Source organism: Sphingopyxis terrae subsp. terrae NBRC 15098 (assembly GCF_001610975.1).
GTDB classification, from domain to species: Bacteria; Pseudomonadota; Alphaproteobacteria; order Sphingomonadales; family Sphingomonadaceae; genus Sphingopyxis; species Sphingopyxis terrae_A.
Genome location: NZ_CP013342.1, coordinates 31,935 through 48,796 on the forward strand (window position 1 = coordinate 31,935; position 16,862 = coordinate 48,796).

Annotated in this window: 17 protein-coding genes; 8 read left to right on the forward strand and 9 right to left on the reverse strand. The window is 63.9% G+C overall.

The window, feature by feature from the left end; all coding sequences use genetic code 11:
- Positions 1 to 31: 31 nt before the first annotated feature.
- The 4 genes from hemW to AOA14_RS00170 all read right to left on the reverse strand — a co-directional run bounded on the left by hemW (position 32) and on the right by AOA14_RS00170 (position 3,520).
- Positions 32 to 1,177: a radical SAM family heme chaperone HemW gene (gene hemW, locus AOA14_RS00155; protein ID WP_062900340.1), complete on the reverse strand. Its 1,146-nt coding sequence runs from the start codon at positions 1,175 to 1,177 to the stop codon at positions 32 to 34.
- A gap of 155 nt (positions 1,178 to 1,332) precedes the next feature.
- The gene (rdgB, locus tag AOA14_RS00160; RefSeq protein WP_062900341.1) at positions 1,333 to 1,956 is read right to left on the reverse strand and encodes an RdgB/HAM1 family non-canonical purine NTP pyrophosphatase; all 624 of its coding nucleotides are present in this window, start codon (positions 1,954 to 1,956) and stop codon (positions 1,333 to 1,335) included.
- 1 nt (position 1,957) lies between these two features.
- The gene (gene rph, locus AOA14_RS00165) at positions 1,958 to 2,674 is read right to left on the reverse strand and encodes a ribonuclease PH (protein WP_062900342.1); all 717 of its coding nucleotides are present in this window, start codon (positions 2,672 to 2,674) and stop codon (positions 1,958 to 1,960) included.
- A 45-nt stretch (positions 2,675 to 2,719) separates the two neighbouring features.
- Positions 2,720 to 3,520, reverse strand: a complete 801-nt coding sequence (locus AOA14_RS00170; protein ID WP_062900343.1) for a dienelactone hydrolase family protein — start codon at positions 3,518 to 3,520, stop codon at positions 2,720 to 2,722.
- A gap of 182 nt (positions 3,521 to 3,702) precedes the next feature.
- Between AOA14_RS00170 and AOA14_RS00175 the strand changes: the two genes are divergently transcribed.
- Genes AOA14_RS00175 through grpE form a run of 5 tightly spaced genes read left to right on the forward strand, consistent with a single transcriptional unit; the run spans position 3,703 to position 7,663 of the window.
- Positions 3,703 to 4,398 (forward strand): ferritin-like domain-containing protein, encoded by a 696-nt coding sequence (locus AOA14_RS00175; protein ID WP_062900344.1) that lies wholly within the window; start codon positions 3,703 to 3,705, stop codon positions 4,396 to 4,398.
- The gene (locus AOA14_RS00180; RefSeq protein ID WP_062900345.1) at positions 4,395 to 4,865 is read left to right on the forward strand and encodes a GtrA family protein; all 471 of its coding nucleotides are present in this window, start codon (positions 4,395 to 4,397) and stop codon (positions 4,863 to 4,865) included. The genes AOA14_RS00175 and AOA14_RS00180 overlap by 4 nt, the downstream gene beginning before the upstream one ends.
- 1 nt (position 4,866) lies before the next feature.
- Positions 4,867 to 6,054 (forward strand): glycosyltransferase family 4 protein, encoded by a 1,188-nt coding sequence (locus AOA14_RS00185; protein WP_238929697.1) that lies wholly within the window; start codon positions 4,867 to 4,869, stop codon positions 6,052 to 6,054.
- Positions 6,055 to 6,063: 9 nt separating this feature from the next.
- Complete coding sequence (gene hrcA / locus AOA14_RS00190; protein ID WP_062900347.1) at positions 6,064 to 7,107, forward strand: heat-inducible transcriptional repressor HrcA; 1,044 nt, start codon at positions 6,064 to 6,066, stop codon at positions 7,105 to 7,107.
- A 4-nt stretch (positions 7,108 to 7,111) separates the two neighbouring features.
- Entirely contained in the window at positions 7,112 to 7,663 is a 552-nt protein-coding gene (gene grpE / locus AOA14_RS00195; RefSeq protein WP_062900348.1) for a nucleotide exchange factor GrpE, read from the forward strand.
- Between the two features lie 125 nt (positions 7,664 to 7,788).
- On the opposite strand, the gene def is transcribed toward grpE, so the two are convergent.
- Both def and recR read right to left on the reverse strand, forming a co-directional pair.
- On the reverse strand, positions 7,789 to 8,322 hold the full coding sequence (gene def / locus AOA14_RS00200) for a peptide deformylase (RefSeq protein WP_062900349.1): 534 nt from the start codon (positions 8,320 to 8,322) through the stop codon (positions 7,789 to 7,791).
- 31 nt (positions 8,323 to 8,353) lie between these two features.
- Positions 8,354 to 8,950, reverse strand: a complete 597-nt coding sequence (gene recR, locus AOA14_RS00205) for a recombination mediator RecR (protein WP_062767246.1) — start codon at positions 8,948 to 8,950, stop codon at positions 8,354 to 8,356.
- Positions 8,951 to 9,071: 121 nt separating this feature from the next.
- On the opposite strand from recR, the gene fmt reads away from it, so the two are divergent.
- Both fmt and truA read left to right on the forward strand, forming a co-directional pair.
- Positions 9,072 to 9,992, forward strand: a complete 921-nt coding sequence (gene fmt / locus AOA14_RS00210; RefSeq protein WP_062900350.1) for a methionyl-tRNA formyltransferase — start codon at positions 9,072 to 9,074, stop codon at positions 9,990 to 9,992.
- Complete coding sequence (truA, locus tag AOA14_RS00215; protein WP_062900351.1) at positions 9,989 to 10,729, forward strand: tRNA pseudouridine(38-40) synthase TruA; 741 nt, start codon at positions 9,989 to 9,991, stop codon at positions 10,727 to 10,729. The genes fmt and truA overlap by 4 nt, the downstream gene beginning before the upstream one ends.
- 56 nt (positions 10,730 to 10,785) lie before the next feature.
- Here the strand turns inward: truA and AOA14_RS00220 are convergent, their stop codons facing one another.
- On the reverse strand, positions 10,786 to 11,316 hold the full coding sequence (locus AOA14_RS00220) for a CarD family transcriptional regulator (protein WP_003039510.1): 531 nt from the start codon (positions 11,314 to 11,316) through the stop codon (positions 10,786 to 10,788).
- A 312-nt stretch (positions 11,317 to 11,628) separates the two neighbouring features.
- Between AOA14_RS00220 and AOA14_RS00225 the strand changes: the two genes are divergently transcribed.
- Positions 11,629 to 12,450: an SDR family NAD(P)-dependent oxidoreductase gene (locus tag AOA14_RS00225; RefSeq protein ID WP_062900352.1), complete on the forward strand. Its 822-nt coding sequence runs from the start codon at positions 11,629 to 11,631 to the stop codon at positions 12,448 to 12,450.
- A 17-nt stretch (positions 12,451 to 12,467) separates the two neighbouring features.
- Here the strand turns inward: AOA14_RS00225 and AOA14_RS00230 are convergent, their stop codons facing one another.
- Together AOA14_RS00230 and AOA14_RS00235 are read right to left on the reverse strand one after the other, a co-directional pair.
- The gene (locus AOA14_RS00230; protein WP_202988338.1) at positions 12,468 to 14,525 is read right to left on the reverse strand and encodes an alpha/beta hydrolase family protein; all 2,058 of its coding nucleotides are present in this window, start codon (positions 14,523 to 14,525) and stop codon (positions 12,468 to 12,470) included.
- Between the two features lie 134 nt (positions 14,526 to 14,659).
- Positions 14,660 to 16,762, reverse strand: coding sequence for a sodium-translocating pyrophosphatase (locus tag AOA14_RS00235; RefSeq protein WP_003039517.1), 2,103 nt, complete (start codon positions 16,760 to 16,762; stop codon positions 14,660 to 14,662).
- Positions 16,763 to 16,862 lie beyond the last annotated feature (100 nt).

Below are 16,862 nucleotides of genomic sequence, written 5' to 3' on the forward strand. Positions count from 1 at the left end.
CGGCTTCTGGATGCGAACGGTCTTGGAGAGCCTAGTGGGTTTTCACCACCTCGGAAAGGATGCTGTCGAGCAGCAATATGCCGTCGTCGGTCACGCTCAGCCGGTCACCAGCCTGCTGCATCATCCCCTGCCCGACCAGCCGCGCCACCGCGTCGGCATCGACGAACGCATCGCGCCCCAGCCCGCTCCGTGCCTCGATCCGCGCCAGATCGATGCCCTCGGTCAGCCGCAGGCCCATCAGCATCGCCTCGGTCGCGCGTTCGTGCGGCGGCAGGTCGGTCTCGACCTTCAGGCCGTGGCCGTTGCGTTCGACCGCCGTGATGAAATTCTCAGGCTTCTTGTGGCGCTCGGTCGCCTGGGCAAGCCGCCGTCCATGCGCGCCAGGCCCGACCCCCGCATAATCGCCGTAGCGCCAATAGGTCAGATTATGGCGGCTTTCCTCGCCCGGCCGTGCATGGTTCGACACTTCGTAACGCGGCAGCCCCGCCGCGCGCGTCATCGCCTGCGTCGCGTCGAACAGGTCCGCGGCCGCATCGCCGTCGGGCAGGAGAAGCTCGCCTCTGGTAGCGAGCGTCGCGAAGCGCGTGCCGGGTTCGATGGTCAATTGATAGAGCGAAAGGTGCCCGGTGCCGAACCCCAGCGCATCGGCAAGTTCGCGCTCCCAATCGACAAGCCCTTGGCCCGGCCGCGCGTAGATAAGGTCGAAGCTGGCACGGCGGAAATGCGCCTGCGCTGCCGCAATCGCCCGCCGCGCCTCGTCGCCGCCGTGCGCGCGCCCCAGAAATTCAAGCACTTGCGGATCGAAGCTCTGAACCCCGATCGACACCCGATTGACCCCCGCAGCCGCAAGATCGGCGAAGGCGGCAACCTCGACCGAGTTCGGATTGGCCTCCAGCGTGATCTCGCAGTCGTCGCTCAGGCCCCACAGCGCCGCCGCCTCGGCGATCACCGCCGCCACCGTCGCAGGCGGCATCAGGCTGGGCGTGCCGCCTCCGAAGAAGATCGACGACACCCGCCGCCCCGGCAACAGCGCCGCCTCATGCCGCAAGTCGGCAAGCAACGCATCGCGCCAGACCGCCTGATCGACGCTTTCGCGGACATGGCTGTTGAAGTCGCAATAGGGGCACTTGCTGACGCAAAAGGGCCAATGGACATACAGGGCGAGCGGTTCGGTCATACCAAGGAATATAGCGATGCCCATCTCACTTCGTCATGCTGAACTCGTTTCAGCATCCATGGCCCGAGCTCGATTTTCGTGCGGTGCTCAAAGGCAGGGGTGGCCCATGGACCCTGAAACAAGGTCAGGACGACGAATCTCGGGACGCCAGCGCTCTAAAACACCCCCGCCACCAGCTTCGCAAAAGCATCGGCCCGGTGGCTGATCGCATGTTTCTCGGCCGGATCGATCTCGGCATAAGTCAGGGACTTGCCAGTCGGCACGAAGACCGGATCATAACCGAACCCCAGCGTACCGCGCGGCGGCCAGGTCAGGCTGCCGCCTGCCCGCCCCTCGAAAATCTCGGCATGCCCGTCGGGCCAGGCGAGCGCCAGCGTGCAAACGAAACAGGCGCTGCGGTCGACGTCCGGTCCTTGCTCGGCGAGCAACCCCTCGACCTTGCCCATCGCCATATACCAGTCGCGGCCCTTTTCGCCTTCGAACCACTGCCGCTCGGCCCAGTCGGCCGTATAGACGCCGGGCCGCCCGCCCAGCGCCGCTACTTCTAGCCCGCTGTCATCCGCAAGCGCGGGATGCCCCGAAGCCGACGCACTCGCATGCGCCTTCAACAATGCATTCTCGGCGAAGGTCGTCCCGGTTTCGTCGGGTTCGGGAAGGCCGAGGTCGCTCGCCGACACCGGTTCGATGCCATAAGGCAACAGCAGCGCGCGAATTTCGCGCACCTTGCCCGCATTATGGCTCGCGATGACGAGTTTGCCGGGAGCGAGCTGGCGCGTCATGTCAGCGTCCCACCGCCTTCGCCTGCGCCGCGAAAATCTCGCCGCAGCCGATGCGCGCGAGGCGGAGGAGGCGCAGCAGGCCTTCCTCGTCATAGGTCGCGCCTTCGGCGCTCGCCTGCACTTCGACGATCTGGCCCTTGCCGGTCAGCACGAAATTGCCGTCGGCTTCGGCGTTCGAATCCTCGTCATAATCGAGGTCAAGGACGGCGGCGCCCTGATAAATGCCGCACGAAATCGCCGCGACCTTGTCCTCGATCGGATCTTCGGCAATCGCCTTGGCCGCGATCAGCTTGTCGACCGCGAGGCGCAGCGCGACCCACGCACCCGAGATCGACGCGGTGCGCGTGCCGCCGTCGGCCTGGATCACGTCGCAATCGATCACGATCTGGCGCTCGCCGAGCTTCTTCATATCGACGACGGCGCGCAAGCTGCGCCCGATAAGCCGCTGAATTTCCTGCGTTCGCCCCGACTGCTTGCCCTTCGCCGCCTCGCGGCTGCCGCGTGTGTGCGTCGCGCGGGGCAGCATGCCATATTCGGCGGTGACCCAGCCCTGGCCCTTGCCGCGCAGGAAGGGCGGCACCTTTTCCTCGACGCTGGCGGTGACTAGCACCTTGGTGTTGCCGAAGCTCACCAGCACGCTGCCTTCGGCATGGATGGTGAATTCGGTTTCGATGGCGATGGGGCGCATCTGGTCGGGCGCGCGGCCGGAGGGTCGCATGATATTCCTTTCATCGTTGAAGGCGCGGCTCTTAGGCGCGCGCTGTCATCCACTCAACCGCATCTTGAAGAAATCGAGGATTTCGTCGCGCGCCTGCACCGTCGGCTGGCCTGCCTCGTCGATCAGGTGGATGGTGACGACGCTGTGCGGGTTCTTCATCGGACTGTCGGGGTTCGCCGCCCCGTCGGGCAGGACGCGGCCGACGAAGCGCTCGCCCAGCGCGTCCGCATACGCCGCAAAGCGCGCCGCTTTGCAGAACTTATCGCCCGCAAAGCGATAGGCGAGCACGGTCAGATCCTCGGCCTCCATCCGCGCCTTCACCGCCGCCAGTTCATCGGGTGCGATATGCATGCCCGCGGGATCATTCAGCGGCAGCGACGGCTGCGCGAGCACCGGCGCCAGCACCGCGGGTTCGAGCATCATCGACAGCGCGAAATTGCCGGTAAAGCACATGCCGATCGCTCCGACGCCCTTGCCGCCGCATTCTTCGTGCGCCAGCGCCGCGAGCGCGCGCAGCCACCGCGTCGCGGGCGAGCTTTCATTCGCCTGAAAGGCGCGGAACTGGCGGCTGATGCACCCGCCGATCATCGTGAACAATGCGCCCGGCATGCGCGGCACCGCGCCGTCCTTCCCGAAGATATGCGGCATATAGACAGTGAAGCCCGCATCGCGGACCCAGCGCGCGAACCGCGCGACATGCGGGCTGATTCCCGGCATTTCGGTCATCACGATCACCGCCGGGCCGCCGCCCGTCACATAGACGAGCCGGTCGGTGCCGAGCAGGCGAATCATCCGCCGGTCGAAATCGTCGAGCGGATCGTCGCGATCGAGCGGACGTGTGGTCATATTTCTCTCCCCCCCGGGTGGACCCCTGAAGCTGGGTAAAGGTAGGTAGAAGATGCGCCCGATGCACCTGTTTTCGTCGCGCGGTCGGCCCAATTTCGGTATCGCAATACGATGAGGCGTCGTAGCGCCATTCGACTAGCGCCGCGAAGGGTGATAATCAGTCGCTTTGGTGGGAGATGCCTATGCTGCGCTGGTTGCGCGAACGCTATCTGCTCGTACTCGGGTCGATCTATATTTATAACGAACATCGTGGCTATACGGCGATCGACCGGGTTATCGAAGCGGTTCGCGCGCGGACGCCCGACGATCTGGCCTTGATCGCCGCGATCGAAAGCCACCGCGTCGACGAGCGCAAACATTATATGATGTTTCGCCGCTGGTTCGAACGGCGCGGTTCGATGCCGCTCGATGTCGATCGCAGCTTCGGGCATATCGACCGCTTCGTCGAAATCATTTTTCGCACGCCGATCGACAAGCTCGATACGCAGGCGGTCATCGATCGTGACGAGCTGTTCGAACGGCTCTGCCGCGTTATCGCGCTGACCGAACGGCGCGGTTACAAACAGGTCGAAACCCTGCTGAAAAACCGTTTCGTGCTCGACGATCCGATCCTGACGCGGATTTTCCGGATCATCCACAAGGACGAACCGAGCCATTGGGCCCCCTATGAGGCGTGGCTCGTCGCGCACGGGCGCCGGCGCCCGCGCTGGTGGGAACGGGCGATCGATGCTTTCATCCATTCCGAATTGCTGTTCATCAAGCTGCCGTGGCTTTTCCTCAACCCCTGGGTGGGGCGCCGCACCGCCTGGCCCGATGCGCGCGATGATGAAGCCTATGGCGATCACCCGCTCCCCGCTCGCGCCCACGCTGCTGCATGACCGACTATAGCGGAGGGGTGGAACTGCCCGCCAACGGAAAGGCCCCGGCGGGCGAAACCGGGCTGGCGTCGCGCCTGTTCAATCGCCGCGTCGGCGGTATGCTGCTCAAGAACACGGCGGTCAGCAGCGCCGTCTTTCTGGTCGGGCTAGCCGTTCTCTGGGGTCTGGTGCAATGGGGCAGGATGCAGGCGGTCCCCGCGGCGGCGATCGGCTTTCTGACTTCGAACAGCCTGCACTATGCGCTCGGCCGTTCGTGGATATTTCGCGGCACCGATCGCGCCATCGGGTCGGGCTATCTGATCTTTCTGGTCAATGCTGGGGTGGGCATGGCGATCACCATCCTGCTCTTTGCCGCCTTGCTCAAATGGACTGCCATCCACTATCTCGTCGCCCGCGTGATCGTGTCCGTCTTTGCCGGGCTCGCGATGTTCGTGCTGAACGCGGTGCTCAATTTTCGACAGGTGTAAGGTGCGGATCGCGCTATTTACGGGAAATTACAATTATGTGCGCGAAGGCGCGAACCAGGCGCTCAACCGCCTTGTTGCGCATCTCGAGCAGCATGCGGGCGTCGCGGTACGGGTCTATTCCCCTGTCACCGACACGCCGGCGTTCGAACCGGCGGGCGACCTGGTCCCGGTGCCGTCGATCGCGCTGCCGGTGCGCAGCGAGTTTCGGCTCGCGCTCGGCCTGCCCCGCGCGACCCGCCGCGACCTGACGCGGTTCGCGCCCGACATCATCCATGTCGCGACCCCCGATATTCTCGGCACCCGCGCGCAGACCTTCGCCCTCGATCGCGGCACGCCGCTTGTCGTCAGCCTGCACACGCGGTTCGAAACCTACCTTGGCTATTACGGCCTCGACTGGCTGCGGCCGGTGGTCGACCGTCACATCCATCGTTTCTATCGCCGCGCCGATCATGTCCTCGCCCCAACTCCGGGCCTTGTCGACGAGATGCGCACGCTGCGCGGCGATGACCGGGTCAGCCTTTGGAGTCGCGGCGTCGATCGCGACCTTTTCTCGCCGTCGCATCGCAGCCTCGAATGGCGCCGCGCGCATGGAATCGCCGACGACCGGATCGTCATCCTCTTCTTCGGCCGCCTGGTGCTGGAAAAGGGCGTCGAGGAATATGTCGCGATATTGCGCGAATTGCTGTCCAGCCACCCAGTCACGCCGCTGGTGGTGGGCGCAGGACCGGCGACGGAGGCCTTTGCTGCGCTCCCCTCTGCGGTGCTGACCGGTCATCTTGATGGGCAGGAACTCGCCCACGCGGTTGCCAGCGCCGACATCATGCTCAACCCGAGCACGACCGAAGCCTTTGGCAATGTCGTGCTCGAGGCGATGGCGTCGGGCATGCCCGTGGTCAGCGCCGACGCGCCGAGCGCGAGCGCGCTGATCGTGGAGGGCGAAACGGGTCATCTATGCGCGCCCGGCGACCGCCGCGCCTATTCGGACGCGCTCGTTCGGCTCATTGCGGACGGCGACGCGCGGCGCGCAATGGGCGCCGCCGCACGCGCAAGAAGCGCCGCCTTTTCCTGGCACGCCGCATCCGAAAGCGTCGCGCGCCTCTATCGCACGATCCTCGCGCCGCCTCGGCAGGCCCGGCCGGACGGCGACGGCGTCAGCGCCATCCTTGCCCCCGCCCCTTCGCATCCCTAAATCCATGCCATGACGACCCCGCCGATCACCGAATTGACGACGCGCGCGCGCGATGTGTTCCGGCTCGTCGTCGATGCCTATCTGGAAAATGGGCAGCCGGTCGGGTCGCGTACGCTGTCGAAACTGGCGACGCTCAACCTGTCGCCCGCGTCGATCCGCAATGTCATGCAGGATCTTGAAGAACTCGGTCTGCTCGCGAGTCCGCACACCAGCGCCGGACGCCTGCCGACCGAACAGGGGCTGCGTCTGTTCGTCGACGGGATGATGCAGGTCGCCGAACCCTCGGCCGAGGATCGCGCGCAGATCGAGGCGAGCCTCGCCGAAGGCGGCCCGATCGAAAGCGCGCTGGCGCAGGCGACGGCCACGCTGTCCGGCCTCTCGGCCTGCGCCGGCCTTGTCCTCGTCCCCAAGCATGAACGCGTGCTCAAGCAGGTCGCCTTCGTTCCGATGGCCGACCGTCAGGCTCTCGTCGTGCTCGTCGCGGGCGATGGATCGGTCGAAAACCGCGTCATCGACCTGCCCGCCGGATTGGTGCCGTCGGCGCTGGTCGAAGCAGGCAATTATATCTCGGCCATGCTCGGGGGCCTGACGCTGGCCGAGGCAATGGCGCGGGTGCGGCGCGAGATAGAGGACGAACGGATCGCGATCGACCGCGCCGCCGCCGATCTGGTCGCGCGCGGGCTGGCCATCTGGTCGGTCGACGGCGCCGATCGGCCGGTACTGATCGTTCGCGGGCAGGCGAATCTGCTCGACGACAGCGCGGTCGGCGATCTCGACCGGGTGCGCCAGCTGCTCGACGAGCTCGAAACAAAGCAGGACATCGCCGGCCTGCTCGACAGCGCGCGCGAAGGCAGCGCGACGCGCATTTTCATCGGGTCGGAGAACAAGCTCTTTTCGCTGTCGGGATCGTCGGTTATCGCCGCGCCCTATCGCGGATCCGATGGACGGGTGGTCGGCGTCGTCGGGGTTATCGGCCCGACCCGCTTGAACTATGCGCGCATCGTTCCCATGGTGGATTTTACAGCACAATCGCTCTCAAGACTGATACGATAGGGTTATGACGAACATCGAAAACGAAACGCCGGTCGAAGACGGCCAGGCCCCGGAAACCGAAGCGGCAGCGACTGCCGAGGCCCCCGCGCAGGACGAAGCGGGCAAGCTCGCCGAACAACTCGCCGCGGTGCAGCAGGATCTGCTCTACGCGCGCGCCGAAACGCAGAATGTGCGCCGCCGCGCCGAAAAGGAAGTCGCCGACGCGCACGCCTATGCCGCGACCAAATTCGCGCGCGATATCCTGTCGGTCGCCGACAATCTCGGCCGAGCGCTCGCTTCGCTCAGCGAAGAACAGCGCGCCGACGAGGCGATCAAGCCGCTGCTCACGGGGCTCGAGGCGACCGAGCGCGAACTGATGAGCGTGTTCGAACGCCACGGCATAACGCGCATCGCCGCGATCGGCCTGCCGCTCGACCCGAACCAGCATCAGGCGATGCTCGAAATCCCCAGCGACAAGGACGCCGGCACGATCGTGCAGGAAATGCAGGCTGGCTATATGATGAAGGACCGCCTGCTGCGCCCCGCGATGGTAGGGGTCGCGAAGAAGGCGGAATAACCCCGCGTATAATTACAACCTGTTCCCCCGCAAAGGCGGGGGGTCCATCGCCGACCGTTTCAGATTTGCGCCGTCAGAAGATGGGTCCCCGCCTTCGCGGGGACACACTATCGCGACGCGGGCACTCAGGCCGCTTTCCGCAGCTTCGCGAGCTTCTTCAGCACCATGTCGCGCTTCAATCGCGACAGATGGTCGATGAAGAGAATACCTTCCAGATGGTCATGCTCGTGCTGGATGCACGTCGCCATCAGGCCGGTCATGCGTTCCTGGTGGTGCTTGCCGTCCACGTCTTGCCAATCGACCGTGACTTCAGCGGGACGTGTTACATCGGCATATTGTTCGGGGACCGACAGGCAGCCTTCCTGATAGACGCTATGCTCTTCGCTCTCGTCTGAAAAGACGGGATTGATGAAGACGCGCGGCTCGCGGATCACCTTCTTGCCTTCCTCGTCTTCGGGATCGGGTTCCTGAAGATCGATGACGAGAATGCGCTTCGGCACCCCGACCTGAATCGCCGCCAGCCCGATGCCGGGCGCGTCATACATCGTCTCGAACATGTCGGCGACCAGCTGCTTCAGCTCGGCGTCGAACGTCTCGACGGGCTTCGAAATCACGCGCAACCGCGGATCGGGGGTCTCTATGATGGGTAGGATGGCCATGGGTGCGAGGTATGGATTGACGGCGCTTCCGTCAAGAGACCGGTCGCCGCGCCCTCAGCGCCTGCGCCAGCGTTCCCTCGTCGAGATAATCGAGTTCGCCGCCCACCGGCAAACCATGCGCGAGCTGCGTCAGCCGCACCGGATAGCCCTCCAGTCGCTCGGCGAGATAATGCGCCGTCGTCTGCCCCTCCAGCGTCGCGTTCATCGCGAGGACCACCTCGTCGATGCCGCCCGCCGCGACGCGCGCAACGAGCGCGTCGATGCTCAGATCCTGCGGCCGCACGCCTTCCAGCGCCGACAGGCGGCCACCCAGCACATGATATTTGCCGGGAAACAGCCGCGACTTGTCGAGCGCCCACAGGTCCGACACTTCCTCGACCACGCACAGGCTGCGCGGGTCGCGGCGCGGATCGGCGCAGATCGCGCAGGGGTCGCTGGTATCGACATTGCCGCAGATACCGCACGTCACCAGCCGCTCGGACACCGTCTGGAGCGCCGCGAGCAAGGGCGCGAAACTGCTCTCGCGCTTTTTCATCAGATGCAGCACCGCGCGCCGCGCCGACCGCGGGCCAAGGCCCGGGAGCCGGGCGAGTTGCTGGACGAGGGCTTCGATTTCGGTGGACGCCATGGGTAGGGTGGTAATGACCCACAGCGTGGCCCGCAACATTCGTCATTGTGAGCGCAGCGACGAAGCAATCTCCAGCCATCGACCTTGCACAACATCGCATCCTCCGCCAAAGGCGCTGCCCATGCGCATTGCCTTCATGGGAACGCCGCCCTTTGCGGTGCCGACGCTCGCCGCGCTCCACGCGGCGGGGCATGAGATCGTGGCGGTTTACACCCAGCCGCCACGCCCGGCGCAGCGCGGCAAGAAACTACAGCAGAGCGCGGTGCATCTCTGGGCGGAGGCGCACGGCCTGCCCGTCCGCACGCCGAAGAGCCTGCGGACCGAAGAAGCGCAGGGCGAATTCGCCGCCCTCGACCTCGATGTCGCGGTGGTCGCCGCCTACGGCCTCATTCTGCCGCAGGCGATCCTCGACGCGCCGCGCGAAGGTTGCCTCAACGTCCATGGCTCGATCCTGCCGCGCTGGCGCGGCGCGGCACCGGTACAGCGCGCGATTCTGGCGGGCGATAGCGAAACGGGCGTCACCATCATGCAGATGGATGCGGGGCTCGACACCGGCGGCATGCGCCTGATCGGCCGCACGACGGTTGCGGGCAAGACCGCGGGCGAACTGACCGACGAACTCGCCGCAATGGGCGCGGCGCTGATGGTCGAGGTGCTGGCCGACCTGTCCGCCTGTCCGCCCGCGCCGCAGCCGGATGACGGCGCCACCTATGCCGCCAAGATCGACAAGAGCGAGGCGCGGCTCGATTTTCTGGTCAGCGCGACCCAGGCCGAACGCCAGATACGGGCGTTCAACCCGGCACCCGGCGCCTTTTTCGAGCTGGAGGGCGAGCGGTACAAGATTCTAGCGGCCGATGTCGTGCATCCCGCCGACACCGTCGCCGGAGCCGCGCCCGGCGTCACGCTCGACGATGCGCTGACCATCGCCTGCAACCCCGGCGCGATCCGCGCCACCCGTGTGCAGCGCGCGGGCAAGCCGGCAATGGATGCGGCCGAACTGCTGCGTGGTCGACCGATAGCTGCGGGAACGCGCCTGGCATGACCCGCTTCGCCCTCACCATCGAATATGACGGCCGCCCGTTCATGGGCTGGCAGCGCCAGTCGCATGGCCCCAGCGTTCAGCAGGCGATCGAGGAAGCCGTCACCCGCATCACCGCCGAAACGGCCCCCGTTCACGGCGCCGGGCGCACCGACGCCGGGGTCCATGCGATCGCGATGCGCGCGCATGTCGACATCGAAAAGGCCATCCAGCCCTTTCGCCTGATGGAAGCGCTAAACGCCCAGCTTCGCCCCGCGCCGGTGGCCATCCTTGCGTGCGAGACGGTCGCCGACGACTGGCACGCGCGCTTTTCGTGCCTCGGCCGCGCCTATGAATATCGCATCGTCAACCGCCGCGCGCCGCTGACCTGGGACAAGGGGCTCGCCTGGCAATTTGCCAAGCCGCTCGACGCCGAAGCGATGCACGACGCGGCGCAGGCGCTGGTGGGGCGGCACGATTTCACCACCTTCCGCTCGGTGCATTGCCAGGCCGAAAGCGCTGTGAAGACGCTCGACCGCCTGTCGGTCAGCCGCCATGGCGACGAGATCGTCATCGAAGCCGCGGCGCGCAGCTTTCTGCATCATCAGGTTCGATCGATGGTCGGCTGCCTCACCCTCGTCGGCGAAGGCAAATGGTCGGCGCGCGACCTGAAAGCCGCGCTCGACGCCGCCGACCGGCAGGCTCTCGGCCTCAACGCACCGCCCGACGGCCTCTATTTCATCGAAGCAAGATATCCCTGACCCACGAAAAAGGGCGGCCCTTGCGGACCGCCCTCTTCACGTCTCTGCAGAAAGGCTCAGAGCGCCTTTTCGGCGTAATAAAGCGGCGCATGTTCGTTGAGGATCTGAAGAATCTTCGCCTGCGCGGTCTTTTCGTCGCTTTCTTCCATCGCGGCGAGTTCGCGCGCGAGGCGGCTCGACGCCGCTTCGAAGATCTGACGTTCCGAATAGCTCTGTTCTGGCTGATCGTCGGCGCGGAACAGGTCGCGGGTCACTTCGGCGATCGACACGAGATCGCCCGAGTTGATCTTCGCTTCATATTCCTGGGCGCGGCGCGACCACATGGTGCGCTTCACCTTCGGCTTCGTGGTCAGGACCTGAAGCGCTTCCTTCAGCGTCTTGTCCGACGACAGCTTGCGCATCCCCACGCCCTCGGCCTTGTTGGTCGGGACGCGCAGGGTCATTTTCTCCTTTTCGAAGCGCAGGACATAAAGTTCGAGCTGCATGCCGGCGATTTCCGACTTCTGCAGTTCAATGACGCGCCCCACGCCATGTTTGGGATAAACGACATAGTCACCGACTTCAAAGACGAGCGTGTTTGCGGACATGCAGGTTCCTTTCATTTGCCCCGTCGGGACCGGAAAAGCGCGAAAAGGCCGGGTACGTCCGCCCTCGTCGGAGGGGGATCGAAGCAAGGCGGTCGGCGCTAGCCAGTCAAAGTGACAAGGGATATGGCTCCATCAGGACGCCGCAGGGTGCCTTTCCGGCGATGGAAAGAGGCAAGCTGTCGACGCGTTGATATTTATTATATCAGATTCGCAACAAAATTGCCACCCCGCACGGAAATCCGCGGGTCGGCGGCTTGACGCCCCTCAAAACGCGTTTCACCTTGAGACGGAAACACAGATGGGGATGCCAAGATGAAAGATCAAATTTGGTGGGTTACAGGGGCTTCGTCGGGTATCGGCGCGGCGCTGGCGCGCGGCCTTGCGGCGCGCGGCGCGCGGCTGATTCTGTCGGGTCGCAACGTCGCCGCGCTCGAAGCGGTGGCAAAGGATTGCGGCGCGGGCACGATGATCCTGCCCTTCGAGGCGACCGACTATGACGCGATTCCCGGGCTTGTCGAACAGGCCTGGGCCTGGGGCGGCCGCATCGACGGTCTCGTCAACAATGCCGGTATTTCGCAGCGCAGCCTGGCGGTCGAAACCGATTTTGCGGTCTATCAAAAGATCATCGCGGTCGACCTGCTTGCGCCGATTGCCCTCACCCAGGCGCTGCTTCCGCGCATGATCGCGGCCGGCGGCGGTCAGATCATCGCCATATCGAGCGTCGCGGGGGTTGCCGGCGTGCCGCTGCGCAGCGCCTATTCGGCGGCCAAGCACGGCATCATCGGCTATCATGACAGCGTCCGCGCCGAAAATGAGCATCTGGGGCTGAAGGTGCTGGTGGTCGAGCCCGGATCGGTGCGCACCAACGTCAGCCGCAACGCGCTCAACGCCGACGGCAGCGTCCGCGGCGCGAGCGATGCGGCAATCGACAACGGCCTGTCGCCCGACGATGCTGCGGCACAGATGCTCGCCGCAGTCGATGCCGGAACGCGCGAACTGGTGGTCGCCGAAGGCGCCGAAGCCGCCATCGCCGCCCTTCGTCGCAGCGACCCGAACGCGCTGTTCGACCGAATGAACGCTATGGTGCAGGCGGGCTATGCCAAGCAGATGGAGGCTACAGTCCGCGCCGACTGAACTCGGTCTCGGCCTTCCTATGGGGCATCCATGGTCGGCGGAGCCCTGTCAGCATCGCCTGGCACGTACGCGGGGTTAAAGCGCTCAAGCCATTTTTCCGCTGCCGAGAGAAATTGCGCCTCGTCGCTTGGCGCCGGGAAATTATGCGTATTATCCGGTTGGTAAAGATAGTCGAAGTCCTTACCCTTCACTTTGCCAGAGCTTTCCAGCGCGCTGACCAACCGCTTGGCCTGCGCCAGCGGCACGCGCTGGTCCTTCTCGCCATGGACAATCAGTATTGGAGACCAGCTGCCTTTCGCGTTCTGCGCGGGAGATACCGTATCCAGGTCCGCGACGCCCTTCGATAGATAATTTGCGCCAAATCTACCCAGATAATTGCGGTCATATTTGCGCATTTCGCCAAGATCATAAACGCCCGCACCGGCGATCGTGCAGCGCCAGCGCGCGGCATCCCGCTGAGCCGCGCGCGCGGACGCATAGCCTCCATAGGACCACCCCATCATGCAAGCACGCTTGGGATCCACAATGCCCTGCGCTGCAAGATAGTCGATGGCGTCATTAAGGTCGTCCTGCATGCGAAGGCCAAAGCCGTCGTCGCGTCCCTTTTTAATGAAATCGCGACCATAGCCGCCCGAACCACGATAATTTGGCTGAACGACGACGTAGCCGAGTTCTGCTATGGCCTGATGCCAAGGAAATGGACCGAACCCCTCTTCGTCACGGACGCCGAACGGACCGCCGTGCGTAATCATTACGACCGGCAGTTTGCCTTGCGCCTTACGATGTCGCGGCATGGTGACCACCGCGTGAATCCGGAGGCCATCGCTCGCCGGATAGACTATCGTGTGGGTAGGATTCATTTCCGTATCACCAAATAGTTCGTTGGCGTAGCCAACACGCACAACCTTGCCACTGTCGGTGTTGAATGAATAATAGGTTCCGGTCTGATCGGCTTTACCAACCCATATCAACATATTGCGATCGCCAAGATCGGTAGAAACGATCCGTGCGTTCCCTTTGCCGAACTGTTCCTCGAACATCGCCTGCACTTCTTTCAGGCGGTCATCCATCCAATAAATCTTCAACCGATCCTCGGTAACCCACACCGACTGCAATTTGTCGCAACTTTCGTTGCAGCCAACCCCCCCGACATCGTAACCCTCGATTTCAAATAGCGGCTTACCAAGTTCCATCGTCGACAGATCAACCTTGTAAACTTTGTTGAAACCGTCCTGATTGCTCGTAACTATGGCCTTACCGGGTTCATCAAGAAAAATCTCGGGCACGAGCGATTCACCCGAAAAGCTCGGGTCTGCCTTGTCATAAATCGTTTTGAAATTATCGCCGTCTTTTTCGCGATACAGCACCCGTGTCTTACCTGAATCCCGGTCGTATCCAACACCCATCCGCACCACGCCTTTGCCATCCGACGCCCATTGTCCAACCAATATGTTCGGCTTCTGCACCAGTTTCATTCGACCGGTGCGCACGTCGATATCCATCACTTCAGGACGGCCGATAAGCTCGTAGCCGTAGGCCAAGGAAGTTCTCGATAAAAGAATGTGCTCGTTGCGGTGATCTACATGAATGACGTCACTTGCATTGCCTGCAGCATCTTCCCAACCCAGCGGCTTGAGCTTCTTTCCTTCAATATCATAGCTGAAAAGACGCCCCATCTCGCCTTCAAACATTCCTATCTCGCCAGATGCGGCTGTTATGACCAAGGTACGATTACCGACCCACTGCCAGCTAATAATTCGTCGATCGCCGAATTCCTGATACGCTTCGGTTTTCAGAAAATAATCCGGCTGCGCTTTGCCTGTAAGATCAAATACCACAAGATATTCGACTCCCTTGTACCCGACCTTGGCGACCATTTTCGTCGCATCGGGCGAGAGACGCGGCTGCTGTAACGACGCACGCGTCGCGAACTGCGTAATCGGAACCTGCATATCCGCAATATCTTGCGCTCGCGGTTCGGCGGCGAAGACATTGCCACCACCGGGAGCATTCGCCGTCAACGCGGCCACCGCGATCAAAGAAACGGCCAATTTGCGGTATAGCGTTCTTTTCAAGGGACAATCTCCTGTTGCTACCGGAACTCTAGCGCAGTCGCTGCGTGACTCAAGCCCCCCTCTCGTGCCACCACGAAAAAGCCCCGCCGGATCGTTCCGGCGGGGCCATTCTTTCACCCTGACGGGCGCGATGCTTACATCGCGTGTCCCGCCAGCGCCGCGAGCAGCAGCAGCGCGACGATGTTGGTGATCTTGATCATCGGGTTGACGGCCGGACCCGCGGTATCCTTGTAGGGATCGCCGACGGTGTCGCCCGTCACGGCTGCCTTATGGGCTTCGCTGCCCTTGCCGCCATGATTGCCGTCCTCGATATATTTCTTGGCATTATCCCATGCGCCGCCGCCCGAGGTCATCGAGAGGGCAACGAACAGGCCGCCGACGATCACGCCGAGCAGCAGGGCGCCGAGCGCGGCAAAGCCGTTCTCCTGACCCGCAACCGCCGAGATCACGAAATAGACGACGATCGGCGCCAGCACCGGCAGCAGCGAGGGAATGATCATCTCCTTGATCGCAGCCTTGGTCACGAGGTCGACCGTGCGCGCATAGTTCGGCTTCGACGTGCCCGCCATGATGCCGGGATCGCCCGCGAACTGATCGCGCACATCCTTCACCACGTCCCCCGCCGCGCGGCCGACGGCGGTCATGCCCATCGCACCGAACAGATAGGGAAGCAGCGCGCCGAGCAGCAGCCCGACGATGACATAGGGGTTTTCGAGGCTGAAATTGACCGTCAGGCTCGGGAAGAATTCCCGAAGGTCGGTCGTATAGGCCGCGAACAGCACCAGCGCGGCGAGGCCCGCCGAACCGATGGCATAACCCTTGGTCACCGCCTTGGTGGTGTTGCCGACGGCGTCGAGCAGGTCGGTCTTTTCGCGCACGCTGTCGTCCAGCCCCGCCATTTCGGCGATGCCGCCCGCATTGTCCGTCACCGGGCCATAAGCGTCGAGCGCGACGACCATGCCGGCGAGCGCCAGCATCGCAGTCGCAGCATAGGCAATGCCGATCAGCCCCGCGAGTTGATAGGCGATGATAATGCCAGCAACGATGACCAGCGTCGGCAGCGCGGTGGCTTCGAGGCTGATCGCGAGGCCCTGGATCACGTTCGTGCCATGGCCCGTTTCCGAGGCCTTGGCGATCGACCGCACCGGACGGAAGCCCGTGCCGGTATAATATTCGGTGATCCAGATGATCAGGCCGGTGATGACCAGACCGAGCAGCGAGCAATAGAAAAGATCGCGCCCGGTAAAGTCGGTGCCGGTGACCGCCGTTTCCATCCCGCCCAGCGCATGGCTGGTCGCAAACCAGATCGCGGGGACCGCGAGGATCGCCGAAACCAGGAAGCCCTTGTACATCGCGCCCATGACATTGTTCGAGCCGCCGAGGCGGACGAAATAGGTGCCGATGATCGAGGTGATGATGCACACCCCGCCGATCAGCAGCGGCAGCGACATCAGGCCGGGCAGCAGATCGCCCGCCCCTTTCAGCAGCAGCGCGGTCAACACCATGGTGGCGCCGACGGTGACGACATAGGTTTCGAAAAGGTCGGCCGCCATGCCCGCGCAGTCGCCGACATTGTCACCGACGTTATCGGCGATGACCGCGGGGTTGCGCGGATCGTCCTCGGGGATGCCCGCTTCGACCTTGCCGACCAGGTCAGCGCCGACGTCGGCGGCCTTGGTAAAGATGCCGCCGCCGAGACGCGCGAAGATCGAAATCAGCGAAGCGCCGAAGGCCAGCGCGACGAGCCCGTCGACGACCGTGCGGTCATCGCCGCCCACCGTCTTGCCCATCTGGACCGTCAGCACCCAATAAAATACCGCAATCGCAAGCAGCGCGAGCCCGGCGACGAGAAGGCCGGTGATGGCACCGGCGCGAAAGGCAAGCGTCAGCCCGGCCTGCAGCCCCTTTTGCGCAGCGGCCGCGGTGCGGACGTTCGCGCGTACCGAAATATTCATGCCGATGAATCCGGCGACACCGGACAGGACGGCGCCGATGACGAATCCCGTCCCCGAAACGGGTCCGAGTGCCCCCGCGACGATCACCGCCACGACGACGCCGACGATGGCGATGGTGCTGTATTGCCGTTTCAGATAAGCCTGCGCGCCTTCCTGAATGGCGGCGGCGATTTCCTGCATCTTGTCATTCCCCGCCGAGGCGCCGAGCACCTGCCGCGAGGTAATGAACCCATAGAGCACGGCCAATAGGCCGCACGCTATCGCGATCAAAACCGGATTCATGCGTGTCTGTTCCTTCCCCAATGAAGGGGGCGGACACAGGATAGCTGTCGAACGTCCGACTTATTGATGCCGGTTCGCTCTCTCCCCTGATGCGACCGCC

Coding starts and splice junctions, on each gene's coding strand:
- hemW (WP_062900340.1), bottom strand. CDS start 1,177: ATGACCGAACCGCTCGCCCTGTATGTCCATTGGCCCTTTTGCGTCAGC.
- rdgB (WP_062900341.1), bottom strand. CDS start 1,956: ATGACGCGCCAGCTCGCTCCCGGCAAACTCGTCATCGCGAGCCATAAT.
- rph (WP_062900342.1), bottom strand. CDS start 2,674: ATGCGACCCTCCGGCCGCGCGCCCGACCAGATGCGCCCCATCGCCATC.
- AOA14_RS00170 (WP_062900343.1), bottom strand. CDS start 3,520: ATGACCACACGTCCGCTCGATCGCGACGATCCGCTCGACGATTTCGAC.
- AOA14_RS00175 (WP_062900344.1), top strand. CDS start 3,703: ATGCTGCGCTGGTTGCGCGAACGCTATCTGCTCGTACTCGGGTCGATC.
- AOA14_RS00180 (WP_062900345.1), top strand. CDS start 4,395: ATGACCGACTATAGCGGAGGGGTGGAACTGCCCGCCAACGGAAAGGCC.
- hrcA (WP_062900347.1), top strand. CDS start 6,064: ATGACGACCCCGCCGATCACCGAATTGACGACGCGCGCGCGCGATGTG.
- grpE (WP_062900348.1), top strand. CDS start 7,112: ATGACGAACATCGAAAACGAAACGCCGGTCGAAGACGGCCAGGCCCCG.
- def (WP_062900349.1), bottom strand. CDS start 8,322: ATGGCCATCCTACCCATCATAGAGACCCCCGATCCGCGGTTGCGCGTG.
- recR (WP_062767246.1), bottom strand. CDS start 8,950: ATGGCGTCCACCGAAATCGAAGCCCTCGTCCAGCAACTCGCCCGGCTC.
- fmt (WP_062900350.1), top strand. CDS start 9,072: ATGCGCATTGCCTTCATGGGAACGCCGCCCTTTGCGGTGCCGACGCTC.
- truA (WP_062900351.1), top strand. CDS start 9,989: ATGACCCGCTTCGCCCTCACCATCGAATATGACGGCCGCCCGTTCATG.
- AOA14_RS00220 (WP_003039510.1), bottom strand. CDS start 11,316: ATGTCCGCAAACACGCTCGTCTTTGAAGTCGGTGACTATGTCGTTTAT.
- AOA14_RS00225 (WP_062900352.1), top strand. CDS start 11,629: ATGAAAGATCAAATTTGGTGGGTTACAGGGGCTTCGTCGGGTATCGGC.
- AOA14_RS00235 (WP_003039517.1), bottom strand. CDS start 16,762: ATGAATCCGGTTTTGATCGCGATAGCGTGCGGCCTATTGGCCGTGCTC.